The sequence below is a fragment of the Muriicola marianensis genome (assembly GCF_014638095.1).
Classification (GTDB): domain Bacteria; phylum Bacteroidota; class Bacteroidia; order Flavobacteriales; family Flavobacteriaceae; genus Muriicola; species Muriicola marianensis.
Map to the genome: position 1 here is coordinate 2,245,117 of NZ_BMFH01000001.1, position 20,709 is coordinate 2,265,825.

29 protein-coding genes and 1 tRNA gene are annotated in these 20,709 nt (G+C 43.7%); 3 read left to right on the plus strand and 27 right to left on the minus strand.

Features of this window, described 5'->3' with window-relative positions:
* Positions 1–160: 160 nt before the first annotated feature.
* The 5 genes from IEV19_RS10225 to IEV19_RS10245 form a co-directional block, all read right to left on the minus strand.
* Complete coding sequence (locus tag IEV19_RS10225) at positions 161–568, minus strand: nuclear transport factor 2 family protein (RefSeq protein ID WP_188370551.1); 408 nt, start codon at positions 566–568, stop codon at positions 161–163.
* A gap of 198 nt (positions 569–766) precedes the next feature.
* Positions 767–1,258, minus strand: coding sequence for a RidA family protein (locus IEV19_RS10230; RefSeq protein ID WP_188370552.1), 492 nt, complete (start codon positions 1,256–1,258; stop codon positions 767–769).
* Between the two features lie 128 nt (positions 1,259–1,386).
* Positions 1,387–2,268, minus strand: coding sequence for a hypothetical protein (locus tag IEV19_RS10235; protein WP_188370553.1), 882 nt, complete (start codon positions 2,266–2,268; stop codon positions 1,387–1,389).
* A gap of 123 nt (positions 2,269–2,391) precedes the next feature.
* A complete protein-coding gene (locus IEV19_RS10240; protein WP_229732538.1) occupies positions 2,392–2,865 on the minus strand; it encodes an ester cyclase in 474 nt (157 codons plus the stop codon).
* A 10-nt stretch (positions 2,866–2,875) separates the two neighbouring features.
* Positions 2,876–3,904 (minus strand): hypothetical protein, encoded by a 1,029-nt coding sequence (locus IEV19_RS10245; protein ID WP_188370554.1) that lies wholly within the window; start codon positions 3,902–3,904, stop codon positions 2,876–2,878.
* 580 nt (positions 3,905–4,484) lie between these two features.
* Between IEV19_RS10245 and IEV19_RS10250 the strand changes: the two genes are divergently transcribed.
* Entirely contained in the window at positions 4,485–5,069 is a 585-nt protein-coding gene (locus IEV19_RS10250; protein WP_188370555.1) for a c-type cytochrome, read from the plus strand.
* Between the two features lie 227 nt (positions 5,070–5,296).
* Here the strand turns inward: IEV19_RS10250 and IEV19_RS10255 are convergent, their stop codons facing one another.
* From IEV19_RS10255 to IEV19_RS10280, 6 genes are all read right to left on the minus strand, one after another.
* Positions 5,297–5,767: a hypothetical protein gene (locus IEV19_RS10255; RefSeq protein WP_194419546.1), complete on the minus strand. Its 471-nt coding sequence runs from the start codon at positions 5,765–5,767 to the stop codon at positions 5,297–5,299.
* Positions 5,768–5,780: 13 nt separating this feature from the next.
* Positions 5,781–6,233 (minus strand): YybH family protein, encoded by a 453-nt coding sequence (locus IEV19_RS10260; RefSeq protein WP_188370557.1) that lies wholly within the window; start codon positions 6,231–6,233, stop codon positions 5,781–5,783.
* Positions 6,234–6,240: 7 nt separating this feature from the next.
* Positions 6,241–6,639: a VOC family protein gene (locus IEV19_RS10265; protein WP_188370558.1), complete on the minus strand. Its 399-nt coding sequence runs from the start codon at positions 6,637–6,639 to the stop codon at positions 6,241–6,243.
* 135 nt (positions 6,640–6,774) lie between these two features.
* Positions 6,775–7,341, minus strand: a complete 567-nt coding sequence (locus IEV19_RS10270; protein WP_188370559.1) for a hypothetical protein — start codon at positions 7,339–7,341, stop codon at positions 6,775–6,777.
* Positions 7,342–7,448: 107 nt separating this feature from the next.
* A complete protein-coding gene (locus IEV19_RS10275; protein ID WP_188370560.1) occupies positions 7,449–8,432 on the minus strand; it encodes a metallophosphoesterase family protein in 984 nt (327 codons plus the stop codon).
* 162 nt (positions 8,433–8,594) lie between these two features.
* A complete protein-coding gene (locus tag IEV19_RS10280; RefSeq protein WP_229732539.1) occupies positions 8,595–9,200 on the minus strand; it encodes a DUF7010 family protein in 606 nt (201 codons plus the stop codon).
* A 423-nt stretch (positions 9,201–9,623) separates the two neighbouring features.
* Between IEV19_RS10280 and IEV19_RS10285 the strand changes: the two genes are divergently transcribed.
* Positions 9,624–10,991, plus strand: coding sequence for a hypothetical protein (locus tag IEV19_RS10285; protein WP_188370561.1), 1,368 nt, complete (start codon positions 9,624–9,626; stop codon positions 10,989–10,991).
* A gap of 78 nt (positions 10,992–11,069) precedes the next feature.
* Here IEV19_RS10285 and IEV19_RS10290 read toward each other — a convergent pair whose 3' ends face one another.
* The 15 genes from IEV19_RS10290 to IEV19_RS10360 form a co-directional block, all read right to left on the minus strand.
* The gene (locus IEV19_RS10290) at positions 11,070–11,372 is read right to left on the minus strand and encodes a HigA family addiction module antitoxin (protein WP_188370562.1); all 303 of its coding nucleotides are present in this window, start codon (positions 11,370–11,372) and stop codon (positions 11,070–11,072) included.
* Between the two features lie 11 nt (positions 11,373–11,383).
* Entirely contained in the window at positions 11,384–11,665 is a 282-nt protein-coding gene (locus IEV19_RS10295; protein ID WP_188370563.1) for a type II toxin-antitoxin system RelE/ParE family toxin, read from the minus strand.
* A 375-nt stretch (positions 11,666–12,040) separates the two neighbouring features.
* Positions 12,041–12,346 carry a hypothetical protein gene (locus IEV19_RS10300; protein WP_188370564.1) on the minus strand — a complete coding sequence of 102 codons (306 nt, stop codon included), beginning with the start codon at positions 12,344–12,346 and terminating at the stop codon, positions 12,041–12,043.
* A gap of 197 nt (positions 12,347–12,543) precedes the next feature.
* Positions 12,544–12,831, minus strand: coding sequence for a TIGR04104 family putative zinc finger protein (locus IEV19_RS13915; protein ID WP_188370565.1), 288 nt, complete (start codon positions 12,829–12,831; stop codon positions 12,544–12,546).
* A gap of 146 nt (positions 12,832–12,977) precedes the next feature.
* Entirely contained in the window at positions 12,978–13,451 is a 474-nt protein-coding gene (locus IEV19_RS10310; RefSeq protein WP_188370566.1) for a hypothetical protein, read from the minus strand.
* A 157-nt stretch (positions 13,452–13,608) separates the two neighbouring features.
* Positions 13,609–14,007, minus strand: a complete 399-nt coding sequence (locus tag IEV19_RS10315) for a hypothetical protein (RefSeq protein ID WP_188370567.1) — start codon at positions 14,005–14,007, stop codon at positions 13,609–13,611.
* A 67-nt stretch (positions 14,008–14,074) separates the two neighbouring features.
* Positions 14,075–15,418 carry a vanadium-dependent haloperoxidase gene (locus IEV19_RS10320; protein ID WP_229732540.1) on the minus strand — a complete coding sequence of 448 codons (1,344 nt, stop codon included), beginning with the start codon at positions 15,416–15,418 and terminating at the stop codon, positions 14,075–14,077.
* Positions 15,419–15,558: 140 nt separating this feature from the next.
* Positions 15,559–16,068 (minus strand): hypothetical protein, encoded by a 510-nt coding sequence (locus IEV19_RS10325; protein ID WP_188370568.1) that lies wholly within the window; start codon positions 16,066–16,068, stop codon positions 15,559–15,561.
* Positions 16,069–16,218: 150 nt separating this feature from the next.
* Positions 16,219–16,515, minus strand: coding sequence for a hypothetical protein (locus IEV19_RS10330; RefSeq protein ID WP_188370569.1), 297 nt, complete (start codon positions 16,513–16,515; stop codon positions 16,219–16,221).
* Positions 16,516–16,562: 47 nt separating this feature from the next.
* Entirely contained in the window at positions 16,563–17,507 is a 945-nt protein-coding gene (gene xerA / locus IEV19_RS10335; RefSeq protein ID WP_188370570.1) for a site-specific tyrosine recombinase/integron integrase, read from the minus strand.
* Between the two features lie 89 nt (positions 17,508–17,596).
* Positions 17,597–17,875: a Txe/YoeB family addiction module toxin gene (locus IEV19_RS10340; RefSeq protein ID WP_188370571.1), complete on the minus strand. Its 279-nt coding sequence runs from the start codon at positions 17,873–17,875 to the stop codon at positions 17,597–17,599.
* Positions 17,875–18,144: a type II toxin-antitoxin system Phd/YefM family antitoxin gene (locus IEV19_RS10345; protein WP_188370572.1), complete on the minus strand. Its 270-nt coding sequence runs from the start codon at positions 18,142–18,144 to the stop codon at positions 17,875–17,877. The genes IEV19_RS10340 and IEV19_RS10345 overlap by 1 nt, the downstream gene beginning before the upstream one ends.
* A gap of 282 nt (positions 18,145–18,426) precedes the next feature.
* Positions 18,427–18,816, minus strand: coding sequence for a helix-turn-helix domain-containing protein (locus tag IEV19_RS10350; RefSeq protein ID WP_188370573.1), 390 nt, complete (start codon positions 18,814–18,816; stop codon positions 18,427–18,429).
* Between the two features lie 6 nt (positions 18,817–18,822).
* A complete protein-coding gene (locus IEV19_RS13920) occupies positions 18,823–19,008 on the minus strand; it encodes a type II toxin-antitoxin system HicA family toxin (protein WP_188370780.1) in 186 nt (61 codons plus the stop codon).
* A gap of 305 nt (positions 19,009–19,313) precedes the next feature.
* Positions 19,314–20,057: a DUF6090 family protein gene (locus IEV19_RS10360; RefSeq protein ID WP_194419547.1), complete on the minus strand. Its 744-nt coding sequence runs from the start codon at positions 20,055–20,057 to the stop codon at positions 19,314–19,316.
* Positions 20,058–20,252: 195 nt separating this feature from the next.
* Between IEV19_RS10360 and IEV19_RS10365 the strand changes: the two genes are divergently transcribed.
* Entirely contained in the window at positions 20,253–20,609 is a 357-nt protein-coding gene (locus IEV19_RS10365; RefSeq protein WP_188370575.1) for a hypothetical protein, read from the plus strand.
* 1 nt (position 20,610) lies between these two features.
* On the opposite strand, the gene IEV19_RS10370 is transcribed toward IEV19_RS10365, so the two are convergent.
* A tRNA-Phe gene (locus tag IEV19_RS10370) sits at positions 20,611–20,683 on the minus strand.
* Positions 20,684–20,709 lie beyond the last annotated feature (26 nt).

Sequence of the window (20,709 nt, forward strand, 5' to 3'; positions counted from 1 at the left end):
GGTGGTGTGATATCAGTTTCTCTAAGATAGGGAATTCAGTTCAGGGCAGAGTCCGCTGGCTAAGTAAATAGGTTGCTCCTTTCTCATTTCCATGAAGTATGAAAAAGGGACAAAATAGACCTGGGTTCTGCAATCACATGGCTATCCGACTTGGATGATCTTATGCTCCTGCGTCTGCCAGTTTCTTGGTATCCACGAATTGCTGGAAGGCGATGATTTTGCCATCGTCATCCAGGGTCCAGAAGTGGGCAGCCTGGGCATTATAGGCCTTGTCTGTTTCCTTCACCTTGGCGTCGTAACGCAAGGTGGCCAGGACCTTGTTGTCGTCCATGCCATGAAGTGTTACATCTTGAACACTAAAATGCTCATGGTTAGCTATCAGACGGGCAAACACCCCTTCCAGGACTGCGTTGGGGCCTATGTAGGGGTTCCCGTCCGCCAGGGAATTGCTTTCGGCTTCTTTCCATTCGATCTTGGGATGCATGGCACCCAGGACGGTTGGCATGTCGCCGGTGGAAAATGCATTGTAGACTTTGTCGATGATCTCGATGTTCTGTGTAGTGGTCATAGGGTTGGTTTTAGAAGGTTTAATTTACTAAAAATTGAGTTACTCCCGACTTCCCTGAACAAAAGACGCGGCAGGGCAAATCCGCCTTTGGGTTGACGCTTAACAGGGTATCCATGCGAAATAAGGAGTGGATCATTCTAAGGTACAGCTTCCGATATTTCAAATTTCGGCTTACACAGACTTTCTAATTCAATTCATTTATTCCTCTCCCTGATCCTGGGGATTGTATGCCCAGCACTCCATCTCCACCCTGGCTCCCAGGGCGAGTCCGCTGACGCCCATAGCAGAGCGGGTAGGGTATTTGCCGGCTTCGAAATACTGTGCGTAGATCTCATTGAAGGCAGACCATTCAGAAATATCAGCCAGCATGACTGTGCATTTGAAAACGTCCTCCAAACCAAGGCCATGCTGGGCGAGGGTCGCCTTTATCCTCTTAAACATCTGATGGGTCTCTGCTTCTAGGCCACCGGGGACCAGGCCCGACCCGTCATCTGCTTCTCCCACGTCGCCGGAGAGATAGAGGATATCCCCTACCTGCACCGCACTGGAAAAGGGATAGGGGAGTTCAGAAGGGGTGAAGACCGGCTCTTGTTTTTCGGTCGTGGCCGTTTCTCCTGATTTTTCCTGTTGATTGTTATGACAGCTAAGCAGGACAAGGCATATCAGTAAGCCTGTAATACGGGTTTTCATATGGTCTGATTAATTGGTGAAACTATGGGGTCCCGTGTTGGGCGGGTGCCACACAGTGCAGAAGGTAATCATTTTCAGTCAGAGGAACATAAGTGGAAAGGTCTAAGAGTTTTGGACATCGACCTACATCAGATGCTGAGTACCTGATATGTCCTGGACCACGTTGTGGATTGGCCGGGCATAAGGGATATGGTGTGGAAGAGTTCCGGGCTGATCACGTGGGTCCACCCCCAAAGGTTTACTTTGTCTGTCTGAAAACTCCCGCTTTCGCTTAGGCGGATGCCCTGAGAACGGTGGGTCAGTGTCCAGCCAGCTTCTGCCCGTGTATTTCCGTTAAGCGGACTGAAAAAGAACTGATCTTTGGGTGAAGCTTTGAAACTTACCTGATTCTGTCCGAGGACTGCCTTGCCCTCCGGGTTCACCGTTTCCTCAAACAGGTCAGGACTGAGTGGGAAGGGGAACTCGACTGCATAATGGGGCCCGATGGGATCGCGGTCGATCCCGAGGAAGTTGTGGACGTATTCCGAAGTATGGATCTCTTTTTCGCCCGTGTTGACCAGGTGGTAATGGATGGCAAAGCCGCTTTCCTGCAATTCGATATCTTTCCTCAGCACATAGGCATATCCATTGACATCTTTGGAGGTACAAAGTACTGTGACCCGGTCCGGTCCCTGGAGAAAGTCGAAATGGGCGGGATCAATGGTATAGGGCTTATGAAAGAGGTAGGAATCCCCGTCTTTTTTGAGCAGGCCTACCCCGATCTTGTGAAACCAGCCGCCTTTCTCTGCCTCCTCAAAACCCAAAGCGGTAGCTATCCCAAATTCATTGTACAAGCCCTTGCCAATTTGGTCCTCATTCCGGCTATCCGGTTTCTCTGACCGGGTGAGGGTTATTCCATGATAGATCACCTCCGATATTTTCCCCGTCCAGTCAAATCGCGACCCCTGATAACACTCGAAGGGGGCGTCGATCTGTATTTTAAGGTTCGAATTCTGAAGGATATAACCCATACCTAAATTAAAAGAGACTCTTATTTGTTGTAGACCATGCCGATAATTCCGTTTTCTCGAAGAAAGAACCTCGGGCTAAATGATGTATGATTACGGTTAAGGGGTTATAGACACTGGTTTCCTCTAGTGTCCTTCCAGCTGTCTTTGGTATTCCTCTGCATCATAGGTCCCTATGGATTCCTGCACTAATCCTTCCTCGTTCATCGTCCATTCCTCGAACCCGCTAAAATCAACCCGATTTCCATTGCCGCCTGGCCCATTGTAAGTGCCTTTGAACGTCCAGTAGTAGCGGTATTTTCCATCTACCTGGGTTAAACTGTCCATGGTGAGTTCCAGATCCGGAAAGGCCTCCATGTAGGATCTTGCGGTTTCTGTCAGCTCTTTTCGCCCGATAGCCGGTGTTCCGTTATTCACGGTCAAAGAACCGTCTTCAGCATAAAATGCTGCCATGTTCTCAGGGACTTTACTGTTCCAGGCTTCCGTATATTCCTGGCCGAACTTGACCATTTGGTTGTATTTAGACTTGTCTGTGTTGCAACCCATGATGGCTATTAGAAGGATGCAAACCACTGGAGGATAGGATATTTTGGATTTCATAGTCTTTAAATTACAGTTCAGATGATCTGTTTACAGCCCGAATCACTCGGTTTACAAACTCTGCTTTATCGTCTACATAAAATGCCAGGTTTTTATAGGTCCGTGTAATCCCATAGGGTCGCACCAGCTCATTTTCTTCTTTCAGTCGGATCAGGACATTGTGGCTTTCCAGGGATCCCAGGAAGGAAAGTTTTCGGGTCTCACGGTCCCATTCCTGATCACCCGAGGAAAGTTCTATACTCTCGATGAGGTCCATTTTGATGGATGTTTCGCACATCATGCCGTATCGCAGCAACAGTGCATCCTTTTCGATGGCGATGGGTCTTTGGTACATGGATTTCAGGAACCCGAAGAGCTGGAGACCGGAATAGATGCTCAAAGAAGTCAGGATCCAGGCAGCTACAAGGTTCCATTTAGCAAGTAGGATGTGTAATACGACTGTTTCAATGGCCACGATCAATAAGATCGCGATCAGCAGGGACACCGTTCCACTATCTTTGTGGTATGTGTATTCATCTTTGTTGATTTGTCTTTTTTTCCAGGAAATGAAGCCGTAGTAAAAGACGGATATCTCGGTCACCACGGGCATGACCACACCCCTTGGCAGGATCTCATCACAGGTGGCTTTCAGGGCTGTGTAAAAGTCGACAGATCCCTTTTTGTGAAGCCTGTACCGCCTGATCGCTTTCCTCAGATGGTAGATCACATAAAACACCACAGCCAGTTCTAACAGGGGAAGGACCCAGGCCTTGAACAGGTCAAGGTAATATTGATTCTGGGAAGGTATGATGAGGGAACAAACCACGATGCCGGCAATCAAAAAAGGAAGGACGGTGAGCCTGGGAATGTTAGTTTTTCTGATAAGGAGAAAGTAGATAAGGGGTACGGTAAAAAGTAAATCAATGATGATCCCTGCAGAAAGAGGGGCCGGATGAGCTTCAAAAATGGAGGATTTTGCAAGGAGTACCAGCAGAACGATGATTGATATCGGCACCCCAAAGATGACCAGGCTCTTATAGACGTTCAATGTTCCGTTCATCTCACCTGTTAAAGGCCGCCCTGCCTCGAGGCCAGGGCAGATTTGTTTTCTCTAAGATAGGAAATAAGCGCAGACCTGTGAAAACAATAAACCCAGTTGACAGAGAGATTCGGATGTATAAATGGGGGCTTGGGTAGAGAATACAGGTGAAATACCTAGATATAAACCTGGGGTAAAAAGAGTGTAATTCCCTTCTTAATTGAGCTAGTCAGGCCCGTAAAAATTTCCGAAACTATAGCTTGTAATCTTCTTATTTTGAGTACATTTAACTACTTTTTTTAAGGCATGAAAATGCGCTTATGGACGGTTCAGCCTGTCTGATCTGCCAAAGAAGACAGGATATATCTTTTAGCCTGTAGGAACGTAATTTTCGGTCTTTATATTCGGGTACATCAAAGACCTTTCCTACCGGTTCCTTTCAGAAGTTATTTGTATTACTTTTTACTCAAGTTACTTTTTCCAGACAACGTCAATACATCTTCTGCCTTCGCTCTGTGGGTCATGGACCGGGGCCGACCGCAAGGGCTTCCGCGGGGAATGGAAGCCGAGAAGTATAACAATCTAACCTTATTAACAGAAAATGAAAAAAAAATCTATGTGGCCTGTCCTGGCTATACTCGCAGGGATGGGTTGTAATAGCCCGAAGGAAACACCTCCCAAGGATCTCGCCTTGCTGACGGTCAAAACCGATGAAGTTTCGGTTTCCAGAGGTGCGTACTTGGTAAATACTATCGGCTGTGCCGATTGCCATTCACCTAAAATGATGTCTGATCACGGCTTCGTGGTGGATCCCGCCCGAAACCTCTCAGGCCACCCTTCTGATGAGGGTGTGCCCGAGGCTTTCAATAAAGAAATGGAGGGGGTCCTGATGTTCAACATGCACGGTACTGCCCAAAAAGGTCCGTGGGGAGTTTCTTTTGCCGCCAACATTACCCCGGATGCGACAGGGATAGGCAATTGGTCAGAAGAACAATTCCTGACCGCCATCAAAAAAGGGAAGTTCAAGGGCTTGGAAGGAAGCCGTACACTGTTGCCCCTGATGCCCTGGGAGTATTACAGGAACTTAACGGACGCAGACATTAAGTCTATCTTTGCTTACCTGAAGACCGTTACCCCTGTGGATAATGTGGTCCCACCCCCAATCCCGCCCACAGGAGTTCAATAAGAATAACTGGTGTTAGTTGACAATCCCCGACTTATTAGGTCGGGGATTTTTTATGTTTAACAGATGCTATCATGAAGTATAATTTGCAAACTGATTCATCAGGGTTTTCCACCAGGCTCAGGAATTCGCATTCTAAATGAGGACGTGCTATACGATAATAAAGATCAGAAAGGGCCATCTATTCTTTGTTTACGCTTTTAAATAATTAAAATACAACTACCTAGGTATCATTCACTCTTTAAAATCTCGAGTTTTTCCACCCAAAAAATGTCGGACTTAAAAAACTGGAGTCGGGTTTTAACGGTTCGATCCGTTTTATCCCGGGGGGATTTGGTAATAAACCGCGCTTTGGAATTCGTGAAATCCAAGGTGTGTTTTTCATCTATATCTTCTTTCTGATCTGTGCTAAATGAAACAACTATCCCATCCATGCGCCAGATCCCTTTTCCGTAAGTGTGAGTTTTCTCAGGGATACCTTTTTTATGATCCCTGAAAGAATGGAAAAAAAAGGTACCATCCGGATTCAGTGTCAGGGTGTATTCAATCAGGTGTTCTTGTTCATTGCCGACTTTCAAAAAATAGTCTCCGGGCACGGCATCTGTTTGTGAGAATGACGAGAACGCATACAACTGGACTATAATGAAGAAGAAAGACCTCAAAAGATTCAATTTAATGGATTGCCTTGACCATGTCCACATCTTGGCATTCATTTTAATCCTGTATCCTGTTCCAGATATCGAGATAGATCTTCCACTCCTGCTCGATTTTTTTCCACACGATCACGTATTTCCCTTTCCAGCCCACTTCGCTTCCGTCTGCCCTTCGTGTTCTCCCTTCGTAGTAGCCAAAATCGTAAGCCTCATCCCCGAGGATCTCAATCTCTACAGGGGTGATCTTGTGGTATGGGGTCTGAACTCCGTCAGGGAGGGTCCAATAGGCCAGGATCGCATCACGGCCCTGGAGTATGTCCCTGTTATTTGGAAAAATCTTGGCATCCTCTGTATACGCCATGGCGATGGCTTCGTAGTCGGACTGCATCACAGCAGTCGAGAAATCTGTGATGTTTTCCAGGATCTGGTCGATGTCCTCCTGATTACCTGAATAATTCTGGGCGGTGAGGCTACAGGAAAGGAGCAGGACAAAAAGTGAAGAGAGTACTTTCATAACCCATTTATTTCAGGTATTCGACAAGCTGAATATTATTCCCACAGGTGTCGTTTAATATGGCATATTTTACGGTATCCAAAGTGGTGGGTTTGGCGCTAAATTCTACCCCGAGTTTTGTGAGTCGTTCGTACTCGGCGTCGACATTGTCTACATCGAACTGGGTATAGGGATATCCGGCTTCCAGAAGGGCGTCCTGGTAAACCTTGCAGGGTTCAAAATGGACAGGGCCGGGCTCCAGCAGGATTTCGGGCCCGTCTTCCCAGTCTGCAGAGACCAGGGTCAGCCAGCGGTTGCCTCCCCCCAGGTCATCGTCCTTCTTGATCTTAAAACCCAGTTTCTCTGTATAAAATTTCCTGGCTTTTTCCTGGTCCCGCACAGGGATGCTGATGAGTGTGACTTTCATGGCCTGAATATTTTAAAGTTGTTACCCGTGATTACCGCTAGGCTTTCATTTTATTTTGTCATTCCCTAAAATAGCAATTAAAACAAGACCTCAGAGAATAACAGGGGGATAACCGCTATACAGTCATCAGGCCGCTTAGTTGGGTGAAGCCGAAGTCATGGAGGCCCTATTTCTTAAATGGGTGTTCACCCCATCAAAAACCTGGAACATCTTTAGTTTAAAGTAATAGGAGTTCAGGTCAGTGTCGGACAGGGTTTCACGCATCGCCTTAACCAATTGCTCCGGACTCTTATTATTTTCCGTGGCTTTTGAATTGCTGAAAAACCGTTGCCATTTTGGGTCCTTTTCCTTGAGGGTTTCTATCTTCAATGCTTCGCATTGAAAGACCGTCATTTTAGTTGCATTGTCGATTTTAAAGAAGGGATCGTACTCCGTAAAACTAGGAGTACTTATACGAAAGTCGGGTTCCGTGCTTATTTTTTGGAGGGCATCCAGATAGCTCTCACCGGAACCATCTTCCAAAACACCTTCCTCGATCAACTCTTTTTCATAAGAATCGATAATAGAGGTGATGTCATAGCCCTCTGCCTGATACGTGGCATCCTGGCAGGATAGCAGGATCTTGTCCAGGTCGGAAGATCCCTTTTGACAGGAAGTGATTACAAGCGCTAAAAAGCATAGAGGCAGGAGGGTTTTCTTCATATGATCTAAAATAAATAGAATATTTGAGGAATCGTAGGAAGCCGTTACATACACGCGATTATATACAAGATTCACGGAGTAAAATACAATAATTTAAAAAGGCATACCTATTCAGACATCAGTTTCATTTCTTCTCCTTTTTCATTTAATATGCCGTCCATCCTTAAATGTGTGATCACCGGGGGGATGGACATCCTCACCAAGGTAATATGATCAAAGGACATGGTGTTGGCAGGATTTTGACTTCCGCCTGTGGTCCCCAGGATTATGTAGTCTCTTTCATTTTTAATGCTGTGTGACAGGGCATGAAAGTGACCATTTATGACTGTATAGGGCCTATCGGCAAGTAATTTCTCCAGTTCTCCCAAACCTTTTGCATCTTCCCTCATCCAGAGCGGTTTATGCATCAGAACAAAGGTCCATTTTACCTCGGGATATCTTTCAAGTACGGATTGAAAATACTGGTGCTGTCCGTGGCTCACGGCCCCAACCCTTCGTTCAGGCATTTTATAGTATTCGGTATCTTCATATACGCCTTCGATTTCACCTCTAATGACCTTTATCGCCCGTTCTCGGGCCAAATAGATCTCCATCATTCTTTCTTTTTCATAATCTTCCGAATCCATCATCAGGAACAGGACATCCTCATACACGAAGTGATAATACCTGGGGCCAAACCTGTTTTTCCAGAAATCGCGCATCCTGGTATTCGACAGGTCGTGATTGCCTCCCAGATAGAAAAAAGGCATATTCAATCTGGAGGTTCTGCGTTCAAAAGAATCCCATTCTTGTACTAATTGCAGGGAGTCTTCGGTCCCTCCATCGATCAGGTCACCTACACTTAATACAAATGTTGGATCCAGTCTGTTCAATTGCTCGACTGCCGTGCTGTAGACACCGGGGCGTTCACCTCCGTTGAGGTCGGATATGATGGCAAATGTAAAGTCGTCTTCCCCGGGTTCGAAGGTGTCGCCCGTCCATGGGGTGGGACCATGGGTAATGTCATGCTCGAATTTTGGTGTTTTGGGTTGATCGTACTTACAGCCTGTACAAATCAGAAATCCGATGAGCAATAATAAGGCAGACTTCATAGGTTGATGGGTTCTTCTACAATGCATCATGAGGGCAAGCGGCACTTAGTTCCTCTTACCCCTGCGAACCTGTTTTATTCTAACTAAGATAGAAATTAGCGCAGACTTTGGAGAGCTTTGGATGTTACAAGGTATTGGCTGCAGGTATTCTCAAATGTTTATTTATGAATTATTTTTTACGTGGGATCTGAATAAAGCGTACAAAACAATTCCAAATACTATCTCAATCAGTCCGCCTGTCAATGCAGATGTAAAGTCTCTGGCCTGAAGTTTAAACAGAACATATGCAGACAATCCTAAAGCAGCTCCAAAAACCCAATAAAATCGCATTCCGAATATGCTGGCGAACGTCAAATATCGTCCCCCAATGATCATCAACATTCCCTGAAAGAACCATTCGCTCTTTATCAATGATAAACCATAGGCTAAAGGAATACACATAATCATCCAAATGGTTCCTTCCATTCCCAGTTTTCCCAAAGGATTATTTTTATCATGTGCTCCTTTAAGACCTATTAGCCTTTCAATTAATGAGGACACAGGAAAAATCAAAACACCTCCAATGAGCAAGGCCCAAATGCCTTTTTGTGGCGAATAGAAATCCACAACCAAACCAGCCGTTATCCAAACGGTCCCTGAAACAAGAGCACCAATTGAGCCATACCCGTAGCTATTTCTCATATCTTCCTGGGCCTTATGTAGATTATCCATTTCCAAAATTCTCTGATTGTTTTGAGTTATTGAGTTTTTTTTCTTGTGTGCAGCCAACGGTTCCGGCCCTGCATACCTTAGGCATGTAAACCCGGAGGCGCCAGCCTTTCCGTCATGTTTGTGTTAAACCCTAAAATAGCAAATAATCCCGGACCCCGGAGGGCGATTGACAAAAAGCAATTATTAGTAACAGTATACATTTCTAATTTGGACTATCATTTATTCGATTTATTCTTAAAAAGTATCCTGGTATTGGAATCATCGGGGTTATTTAAGATTCCCTTCTGTTTACATTTCAGACAAAAACCGCTTTTGCTTACTTTTGTCGATGGCAGAGAATCGACGATCATCTTCTTTGCTTTCTCATGTAAAAGATTCACTTCTTTTCAAGCAATAACGGTAAGACGCAATTTTAGCGTTGACCACCTGCAACTAAAATAGCTTTTAAAAGTGCTATCAACCCGAATTAACTCTGATCAAATGAGAATAATACCCCTATTATTGATTCTGGCATTTTTTTCCTTCCACGCTCCTGCAATCAGTCAGACGTTGATTGATAATAACAATATTCCCTATAAACTCGGGGTGTTTATCGATGGCTGCGAACGGTGGGATGGAGGCTGTGATCTAGATTATATCCGAACGGAAATTACGGCCGTAGACTTCTACAGGGATAATCAAAAGGCGGATGTCTTTCTGCTGATAAACAGAAACAGATCCGGGGGAGGAGGCAGACAGTATCAACTGATTTTTATCGGTCAACAAAACATTCATGCGGGAAGAAGAGACACCCTCTATGTCGATAACAAACAGACTGACACCGACTTTGAAGTGCGTGAAAAACTAACGCGGTTTATCAAATTAGGGTTAGCGCCTTACGTTGCAAAAACCAAAGCGGGCGAGGAGATCGAAATCAATATGAAGACTGACGCTGTCATTCGGGAAGATTCCATACAGGAAAGCGTTGATCCCTGGAATTACTGGGTTTTTAATGTGGGGGGTGATACTAATATTGAATTGGAGGAATTGAGCAGTGAAATCAATATAGGCGGAAACATCAACATTGACCGTATCACGGATGAATGGAAAATATCCCTGTCGGGGAGAATAGATGAAAGGCTGAGAAGAACGATTCAAAGAGTGCCAAGAGTTGATGACAATGGAGATCCCGTCCTCGATGGGGACGGCAACCAGATCATCGATGAGGTTGTGAGTAATTTTGATGTATCAGAATTTGGATTTAATCACCAGCTTGTGAAGTCTATTTCACCCCGATGGTCTTATGGATATGATATTGCAGGCCGTCAGAACACCCGGCTTAATTACAAGTTTCAGATGAGCTTCAGGCCGGCGGTCGAGTACAATTTTTTTCCGGAATCTGTGCAGAATTCCAAGTTTCTAAGAGTGAACTACGGGGTTGAACTCAGGAACAACCGATATGTAGAAGAAACAATTAGCGGTTTTCTTGAAGAAACCAGGGTGCTCCATAGTTTAAGGACCAGCCTTGGATTTAATAAACGTTGGGGAAACCTGGAGGTGGGCTATCGGCTTAGGAATTATCTGGATGATTTCAGCTCCTGGTCAACAGGGTTGAATATCAGGGCAGATGTCCGTGTCACGGGGAATTTATCCTTTTTTATAAGGGCAGAAGCGAATTACGTAAAGGACCAGATTTACCTTGCAGCCGGAGACTTTACCGAGCAGGATATTTTAAGCGGAAGGGTAACCCTGCCCTCAGCTTATAATATCGATACCAGGTTTGGATTTAATTATCGGTTTGGTTCTATTCTCAACAACTTCGTGAATCGAAGATTTTTTGGAAGGGCCAATTTTGTCGGGAATGATTAATAAACTTTAATGTGGGATAATTTCCCAGGCGCTGGCCGATGATCAGCCTGTCCGCCTCTGGCGGAGGTATAGCCGTTGTTAGGCAACGTTTTTATTCTCAAACTTTGGAATTTCGTCAAATTCATCTTTTTTCTCTTCCCTTTGTTCTTCGATGTCATAATCATCTTGAAGTCCAAGCCAGAACTTTGCAGAATTCCCGAAATATTTACTTAACCGAAGTGCTGTATCCGCAGTGATTCGGCGATTTCCTTTAATTATTTCCGAAATCCTTGTTTGGGGAATCTTCAGATCTTTTGAAAGCCGGTATGCCGATATTTCCAGAGGCTCCAGAAATTCGAATTGTAGAACTTCGCCAGGATGTACATTTGCTAACTTTTCCATATCGGTTATTTTTAATGATAATCAACAATTTCCACTTCGCTTGCGTTTCCTTTATGCCATTTGAAGATTATGCGCCATTGATTGTTTATACGGATACTATAAAAGCCCTTAAGATTACCACTCAGTTTTTCTAGTCGATTTGAAGGTGGAATTCTCAGGTCCGCAATATCTTGTGAATTGTTCAACATCCTCAATTTCCTTCTTCCTGCGTTCTGAATCTCCCTGGGCATTTTTTTAACTCGGAAACCATTCCAAATCTGTTCGGTCTGTTTCGAGCCAAAAGAAACGATCATAATTACGCGTTACGTTACTAACGTCAAAGGTAAGTAAAAATTATAATTTAAGGAAGAATTCCGGAAAATGTTGCTTAGCGGTTCCGGCATTGCATGCCAGCCTTCCGAAGTCTCGTACGGAGGATAGGCAGGCGGGCTATAAACGTTTTTAGGCAACGTAATCAGTTTCTTGTTGGTTTACACAAATAGGTGAAGATGATGCTGTCCGTATTCGGATCCAGGAATTTGCAAATCTTTAATTTAACCAAAGGGAATTCAATGTCAATGGGATCATAAATCTCCAGAAATAATCCAGCAACTCTTGACCGGCTAAGCTCTTGGCCGTCAAAAATAAGCTCTGAGGCTTTTTGATTGAATCTAAAATTCTTTGAGGTATCATTCTTCGCATATTTTGTTGCAATCATGATACCCCTCAGAGGATAGCATTACTGATTCTAATACGAACCCCATTTTTTCAAGGGAACTATTTGGATCAAACTTAGTATCCAAATTAAACTCATAGCCCTTTTCAATTTTATGTAAAAGCTGTTCATAGCTTTTAAAGGAATTATCCGGTATGATATTACTCGCAATCAATGCATCCTCAAATTCTGAAATAGCCTCATTTAGCGCAGTGTAATAATCTGGACTCCCTACTGACAGTAGCCGATCCATTTCATATTCATAGGTGTTTGATGCCATTTGGCAAACAGACTTTGTGGTCAAAAGAAAGCAACAGATTCCCAAAAAATAGACTCTCTTCGTATGTAGCCTAACGCCCTGGGCTGTGAAACGGCGCTTGAGAGCGCAGGCCCTAGCGAACTTGTTTTGTTTTACCTAAGATAGGAAATAAGCGCAGACCTTGGAGAGCGATTGGTTATAGCCGTTGTTATGTGTAGTTATTCCACCTTTTTGAAGCGCAAAAATCCGCTGACCATGGCGGTTAGGGCAAAGACCATTATTGCTACAAGAAGAAATTTACCCGACCCCCAATTGTAATAGGCGTCTATTGTAAAAACAACAACTAGCGAAACAACCCCTATAAATCCAATTAAAAACTTATTGGAAATGGCATGTTCGTAATGAGTACCACAATTTGAACATTTTATATTGCGATACGCTAGAAAAGAGGACTTGACAACTTGGCCTATTGAAAACTTTTTATGGCAATTAGTACATTTCTCCATTTAATTACACATAACGGTTCCGGCTATGAGTAGTTGCGTGGTTTAGCACTTAACTTTGCAAGTACACACCAAACTGAAAATCTGCGAGGATTTTCAAAAGTAGGCGAGAACAAGCAATTACTTATAGCCATTGTTGTACACCGTTTTTATTTAGTTGTTTTTTTCCCATAAACAAGATAAAATTCAGACACTTGTCTCACAGTTTCCGCATCCATTTTTTCTTTCTTTCGGTCAATTTGTTTTATTAAATCAATTCCGTCGTAATAGTATTCACTATTTACAATCGTGTCAGTTCCTGTTTCGTTAAACTCCATAATTTTGGCAAAAGTTAGACTATCTCTTTTGAAGTAAAATTCATAATTCGCTGGCGAGTGATTTGGCTGTCCAACTTCTGCTACTATTCTATAAATTTCACCGTTTTCGTCAGTCAGTTCATAGATGGATATTCCACCCACAACTTCGCCGTCTAAATCCTCAGTATTAAATTCCGTTACAGATTCTGTTAAGTCATTTCGGTTGTCGATTTCAGTAACAAATTTGTCAATTTCAGCAGTAGATTTTTCGTTTCCACAGCTGATTAAAAGTCCGATAAACAATGATATGTAAACTGCTTTTCTCAAATGGTGTACAACGGTTCCGGCTATGGCGCGCGTGCCCGCCTTTGGCGGGGCGCCTCGATGGACAGACCAACCTGGTTTTGATTAATAAACCCTAATGTAGGAAAATTTCCCAAGCCTTGGCCGGCGATGGGCTATAGCCGTTGTTGTGTAACGTTCTTCACAAATAGATAGCACTGTCTTTTTTTAAGTTGCTTAAGATATCCTCTTTAGTCTGGACAATGATGGAAATAAGATATCCCGAAGTTTTAGCGTAACGTTTTTCAAGTGCCTCACAATTTCTTTCACGAACGGAAATATTGTCCCAGTGAAGTTTAGTTTCTTCTATTAATTCAAGTGCTTTTTGGTCATCAATATTCTGCCAATCAGTTATGCTTTCATAAGTCAATTTTGCTACAAAATCTTCAAGACTTTCTGACCTCCAGTAGTTATTGAGATCATTTTGGTCAATAGGTTGATTGGTGTTTTCGTTTATTGATGATAAGGCCTTCTCAAGAGAGATCTTACCATCTTCATAATCAGAAATCAAAGAAGTAACTATGTCCGACCTGCTAAGCATGAATAATGTTACACAACGCTCCAATATATGAGCCGTTTTAATGGCTTATATACGTTGTTAGGCATAGTTATTCTGTGTTAGTTTTAAGTTTAGTTAGATAATTCTCATTGGCATAATCGCCAATAGCATTACCCAGGCGATGTCCTTCCACTGAATCATACCTGAAATGTATGCCCAAATACACTCTGGACATACTCGCTTCTAAACCGGCTTCGGAAAATGAATTAAAAGATCGGGTGGGAGGTTCCATTTTAACCTTTTCGGAAAAAGGTCCTGCGCTTTCCACTTCTTCTGTGGTCATAACAAATGCATAATCATCACCTGTACCAAGCACGTTAGCCAGAACTCTCATGGCTGCTGAACTGGCAGTACCATGTGCAGAAGGATAAGAAGGGAACGCATAGGTGTGTTTGTGCAAATTATTCCATTCTTCATCTGCTTCTGTATCCGGATTTTCGTCATTTTCGGCCCACCTGATCGCTGTGTACGGACGCCAGTGATTGTAATGAAACTTATTGTCAAAAACATTCACATACGCATCGTAAACTGTCATATTTAAGAGTGCCATAGTTCTTGCCGCTTCCCACAAGTTCAGACCTTCCTTGACAATGAGATCTCTTGCAAGACGATTATGCGACTTCTCCACAAAATCTTTCCACCACATTGCCAGGTGAGCCTGATCATCTGTCCTTACTTCACTATCGGTGCTGCCGTATTCTTTTACCTCATTAAATGCTTGAGTATAGTCATCGCTATTAATGTCCGGAGGTGGCGGTGATCGAAAATGATCTTGACTAGGAAGTAAAAATGGAGTTGCAGCAGCCCAGCCTGCTCCAAAAATAAACCCTTCCGGTGTTCCCGAATGTTCGTTGAATTCTGCATAGACACCTGGAGCCATAGGATGCCACGTATAATCAGCTTCCCCGTCCCAATTATCTTTATTTCGAGCCTCCAATAGTTGAGCAGCTGTTTCTTTACCTAATAGGATACCCAAGTCTTTTGATTCTCCATTGGGTATCTTAGAAAGTGCGCCGTCAAGTAATACCTTAAGTTCTGTTTCTTTTTCAGGGAAACTAGATTTTGTGACCTCAAAGGCAGCTTGAGAAGCGGCTGCAATGGGATCTGCCTTAGGCTGGATTCCGTCATACCCATACGAAGTATATACCGGGACAATTGCATTGAGCGCATTATGCATCGCTGTATGGGCCAAAGCTTCCGTCCGAACTCCATTGAGAGTTAATAATCCATCTTTTTCAACGGCCAGATCCATTATCAATTCATTCCAGCTGTTTACGACCTCAGGGGTATAGTCTTCTATTAATATCTCCTTAGACTTACAACTCCAAAACAAAATTGCGATTGAAAGGAATATGGAAACTTTCCACGATATGGATTTATTAGTCTTCTTCATGATTCTAAATTAATTATGCCTAACGGTTCCGGCTATGGTTTGGCGCCTGGAGGCGCCAGCCTTCAGTTTTGTTTTTGTTATTCCCTAAAATAGCAAATAATCCCAGACCCTGGAGGGCGATGAACCATAGCCGTTGTTAGCTACTGTTTTTTATACTTTACTTTTTTGTCCGTCAATATTTTCAAAACTCTTTGTTTCGTGTTTGATGTTGTTATGTCCGCGACCCCCTCAATCATCAGAAAATAAAAAAGTCCAAATAAAGGCAGTGCCAAAATTTTCAAGTCAAATTCTCCAGAGCCCATAATCGCATAAAATCCAGCTATAATGATTATTAATGAACAAAGACCAATTACAAATCCTACATGAATTTTATAGGTGAGTCCATTTATTCTTTTCAAATCCAACCTACAGCGTTTTCCGTCCGTACAGATATTAGTAGCCGATAGGTTTATCTTGGCTACAGGTCCTAGATTTGGTTGAAAATATGCAAATACCAGTTTTGGAGAGAGGTCAATACCACCGTTTTCAGCTATATCCCCTGAAAGGTTGTATTTCTTTTTGAATAGGGTTTTGTCCATTTCCGCTCGAATCAGGTCATAAACCGTATTCATATTTTCTTCAACTAGATAACTTTCTGATTTGGTAGACAAGAAGTTTGATTTAAATAGTAGCTAACGGTTCCGGCTATGGTTTGGCGCCTGGACGCCCGAGCCATCCGTATTGATTTGTTAATCCCTAAAATAGCAAATAATCCCGGACCCTGGAGGGCGATGGACCATAGCCGTTGTTAGCTACCGTTATTATATTTCATGGAGCTTTAGAATCATTTTATCCGCAGCATTTTCTATGCCTTCTGTGATATTCACCTCAATCAATTCAATTCCATCAAGTTCCAAATAGTAAACATAGTATTCATCCCTCCAATCACGTGCCGAAATTTTCAGTTTCCGCTTACTATCTGAGAATATCATGTATCTGGTAAAACTCGAGCTATCCTTACTCAAAACATCATCGTTGTCTAGAATTTTCTTGAATCCCTTTTTTTCAAGAATTTTATCCCCCTTTTCCTCAAAAAATTTTAAAAATGATTTTCTCAATCTAATAAATGGTAGCTAACGTGTTATATGCAATCTAAAATAGCACTTTATCCGTTTAGATTCCCGGAAAGGGATTGGTTTAATAAATTTTTATCAGAGGAACGGAGCTCGAGGAGGGTGGTGTCTAGGGGGCTCTGGACGGCCAGCAGATCCTTTTTGGCCACGTGGGTATAGACCATGGTGGTCTCCGGTTTTGCATGGCCCAGAAGCTCCTGCACGATGCGGAGGTTGACCCCGTTTTCGATCAGATGGGTGGCGTAGGAGTGGCGAAGGGTGTGGGGGGTAACGCGCTTGCGGATTCCGGCCCGGCGGCAGGAACGTTTAAGAAAAGCCCGAATGCTCGTACCACTGTACGGTCCCTGTCCGGTGCCATTGAACAGGTAATTCCGGGGCCGGTAACTACTGATATAATTGATCAGCAGGGGTACGGTACTTTCTGCCAGCACCACGTACCGGTCTTTACGGCCTTTAGAATTCAGGATAACTACCTGTCTGCGGTCGATATCGATATTGGCTAGCCTCAGGGCGAGCACCTCACTGATCCGCAGTCCGCATGAATACAACAATGCCAGGATCGTACGGTGTTTGAGGTTGTAGGTGGCCCTTAACAGGTCGATCACCTCTTCTTTGCTCAGGATGGTAGGCAGGATCCTGCTACGCTTGGGCCGTTGCAAGAGCTCCGGCTCTATGTTGCTTTCCAGAAAACGGTCCCCAAAATGTTTTAAGGCACTGACCAGTTGGCGGTGAGTGCTGATCCCATACTTCCTGCGTTTGACAACTACTTCTATAAACCGCTGGATATCTGGGTTGGTGAGATCAGCCACGGGTCGATCCTTCCAATAGAGCAGGAGGAAGACGATAAAACTCCTGTAGGTGCCCACCGTAGACGGACTCATCCGAAGGCCTTCCAGGTACCGGGTGTACTGCTTTAAGATATCGGCCTGAGAAGTAGACAGAAGGGATTCAAAGGTTTGTCGTGCGGGCTTTTTCAAAGAGTTTATAGTGGGAAGACCTCTGGAAAAATAACCATGGAAGCTGAAAAAAGGTTGCAGTAAGGAATTTGGATATTCGAACCTGCCGGTTACTTTTCATCGTAGTGAAACCTGCACTGAATGATAATACATTGCTGATCAGCATTCTTCTTACCGATAACTTTATAAACCAGTCTGTGCTCCCCGGATATCCTTCTTGACCAATAGCCCTTAAGCCCATACTTCAGAGGTTCTGGTTTGCCAAGTCCTCTGAATGGATTTTGCCTGATGGAGCTGATAAGTTCTCTTATTTTTTGAACGGTCTTTTCGTCAGTATCAACCCAATATGTGAAGTCCTCCCAGCCATGAGGGGTGAAGCTAATGATCATTAGGGAGTAACTTTCAGTTCACTATCATCAATCGTAATTAGATTGCTGGATTCAACCTGTTCAATGGATTCATTGAGCCGCTTGATATTGGCGGCTGTAGAAAGTAAGTGTTCGGTTTCCTTTAATGAGTTGTATTCCCGGATAGACATGATAACAACAGCGTCATCTTCCTTAGCCCTGGGAACAATGATGATCCCCATGGACTTAGAAACATAGTCGAATTGTTTTTTGATGTTCTTCCTTAAGGTTGAAATACTAACTGCTTTCATAATTTTTAGAGTAGTACGAAATATTGTACAAATAAATGTACAATTTTATAGCCAATTACGCAAATCAGATTGGGGTAAGCTCATTTCTGATAGGCAACCTGATATATTATGGTATGCCGACCTCTCCGATTTTAGTTAAGATTAACTGAACTGTCGTAAGGGCTTTTTCAAGACGCACAGCATGTGTGAAATTAAACAGGGGGACTGAATTATAAGAGCAGTTTTTTATAATTCATGACAACCGCCTTTTGGCAAGAGGTCGAAAGATCACACCAGGTTAACTCAGGAGAGCTGTATTTCCGATAGTTCTTTGCCGACGCGTTGTATCCCCTTCACGATTTTGAGGGTTTGTTTGGGAGATGGCGTTTTCTTGCCCCTTACATACTGGGACAGCAAGGTAGGATTCATCCCGATCCGCTCTGCCAGGAAAGAGGCATTAAGCACCTTGTAATATTGGAAGAATTGCTGGAGGTCCAGGTTTAGTTTGAGGTTATCTGAAGAAACGGAATAACCCCGGTCTTCGTAGTAAAGGTTCAGGGCTTCCGTCAAATTCCTGTGTAAAGCGGGGATCGTCCTGGCGGTGGTAAACACGTTGAGGTCGCCTGCATAGGCAGAAAAACCGGAATCGGTCTTCTCCACGGTCACGTCGATCTTTCTTTTGAGTTTCTTCATCTTTTTCTAAATAATACCCGCTTGTTTCAATAATTTCTTTTGTAACCCTTTTCCCAACTCCTTACTTCCATGATCTGGGAAAATGAGGATGCCCTTTTTCATGGGATGTTTAAGTTTGATGTGTGAACCTTTCCGGCTTACCGGATGCCATCCGTCTTTATTGAGTAGCCTTAAAGGCTCGGAACACTTCATAACAAAGGTAAATAATAATATACTTTTAAAAAATATACTTTCGTTTGAAAATAAAGGGGAAGTCGGAAAAGTGCTTGCAGGATACAAGCTTATGTAAACCGGGGTTTGGATCCGAAGTAGTTGGATCGATGGGTTGCCTGAATTTGGGGGTGATTCCCTTTTTTACTTATTGGCATTAAAGTTGGTAGAGTGCGGTTATTGGAGGAGAACATGCTGCCGGAAAGGAGTTATTCCTTCCTGATTCCGGACAATGGGGTGATACTTGTACATGGCTTTGGCAAAAGGGCTTGTCAGCCTGTGGCTATTCAATTTTGTTCCACCTCGAGTTCCTTCTCAATACTTTCAAGAATGGCTTCACAATGTGCCCTGATATTCTTGTAAAAAATATCACTTCCAATCAGGCTTACAATAAAAAATCCCAGCCTGTTCTCGAACTGAATATCGTTCAGGATGTCCCTGGTGTCTCCCTGGAAATGAGAACCGCGGGATAAAGGTTCATAGAGATTGCCGGATCCGTCGAGTTGCAGGGCGTCGAGAAAAGGGATTTTAATAAGCAGTATTTCAACGATGGCATTTCTTTGCTCTATGATCTCTTCTTCTTTCCTCTTGGCTCCCTCCAACTTAGCGGGCCATTCGGCGAGCTGAAGCCTTAACGTATCCGTCTTTAAGTCGGTCAGGATACCCGAATTCACCAGATCCTGTATGATGCTGGGGCTCGGGATAAACCTCGCGTTTGCTGCAAAGCTTCTGTTCAACAGCAGAGCCAATTCTTTTTCGGAAATATGCATACTCTTCTCCCCGGTATAGCCCAATATTTTTGAGGAAGTCGCTTTTAAATCTTCATAGGTCCTGATGCTATTATCGATCAGTACTAAATTTTGTGAGAATTCGGACCTGAGCTCCTGTAAGTATCGGATCTTGATTTCCTCCTGCTTTCTGGATTCATTCCAGTTGTTGATCTGCAGGGCGATCAGGATCCCGATCACCACCAGGATGATCTCCCCGATAGCATATTTCAGGTACCGGGCTATCTTGTGCTCGTTGATCAAATCATATCGCAATTTTCGAAAGAAGCCAAACATGAGCTCGTCCTTACTATTTAATCCTGTTGTTCACGAACCGGGATCAGTTCCGGTGCTTTGTTTCATAAAGCCCATCACGATCAGGATCATGGAGAGGAGCAAAGTGATGGACGATAAGGGCTTACCCTGCAGCAGGGTTGAGGGGTCAGATTTTCTTAACTGATGTTAGGAAATAATAAAAGAATGTGCAATGATTTTAGTCAGGTCAACGCACTGATAAATATTGATATCATCCACAAAGAATATGATGGGTGTCAGGTTTTATGGGCCAGCTTCCTTAGGAATATGCAGAAGATGAAATTAATTTCCAAGGAACATTGGATTTCCTTTCCAGGATTCCCCGGAAGCGTGCTTTGCTCTGCTTCCGGGGTTCCTGAAAGCCCCCCGCGTGAAAATGCCAAAACCAGCCCCCACCAGTGGGGGCGGTTTTTTGTTCCCGTTCCGCTTATGAAAGCCAGCTTTCAACGCGTTCCGGAAACAAAAAACCCGCTCCAGATGGAGCGGGTTTTGGCGCTTTAAGTGGTACCTCCAGGAATCGAACCAGGGACACACGGATTTTCAGTCCGTTGCTCTACCAACTGAGCTAAGGTACCATGCCTCTTAGGCGGGGGCAAATATA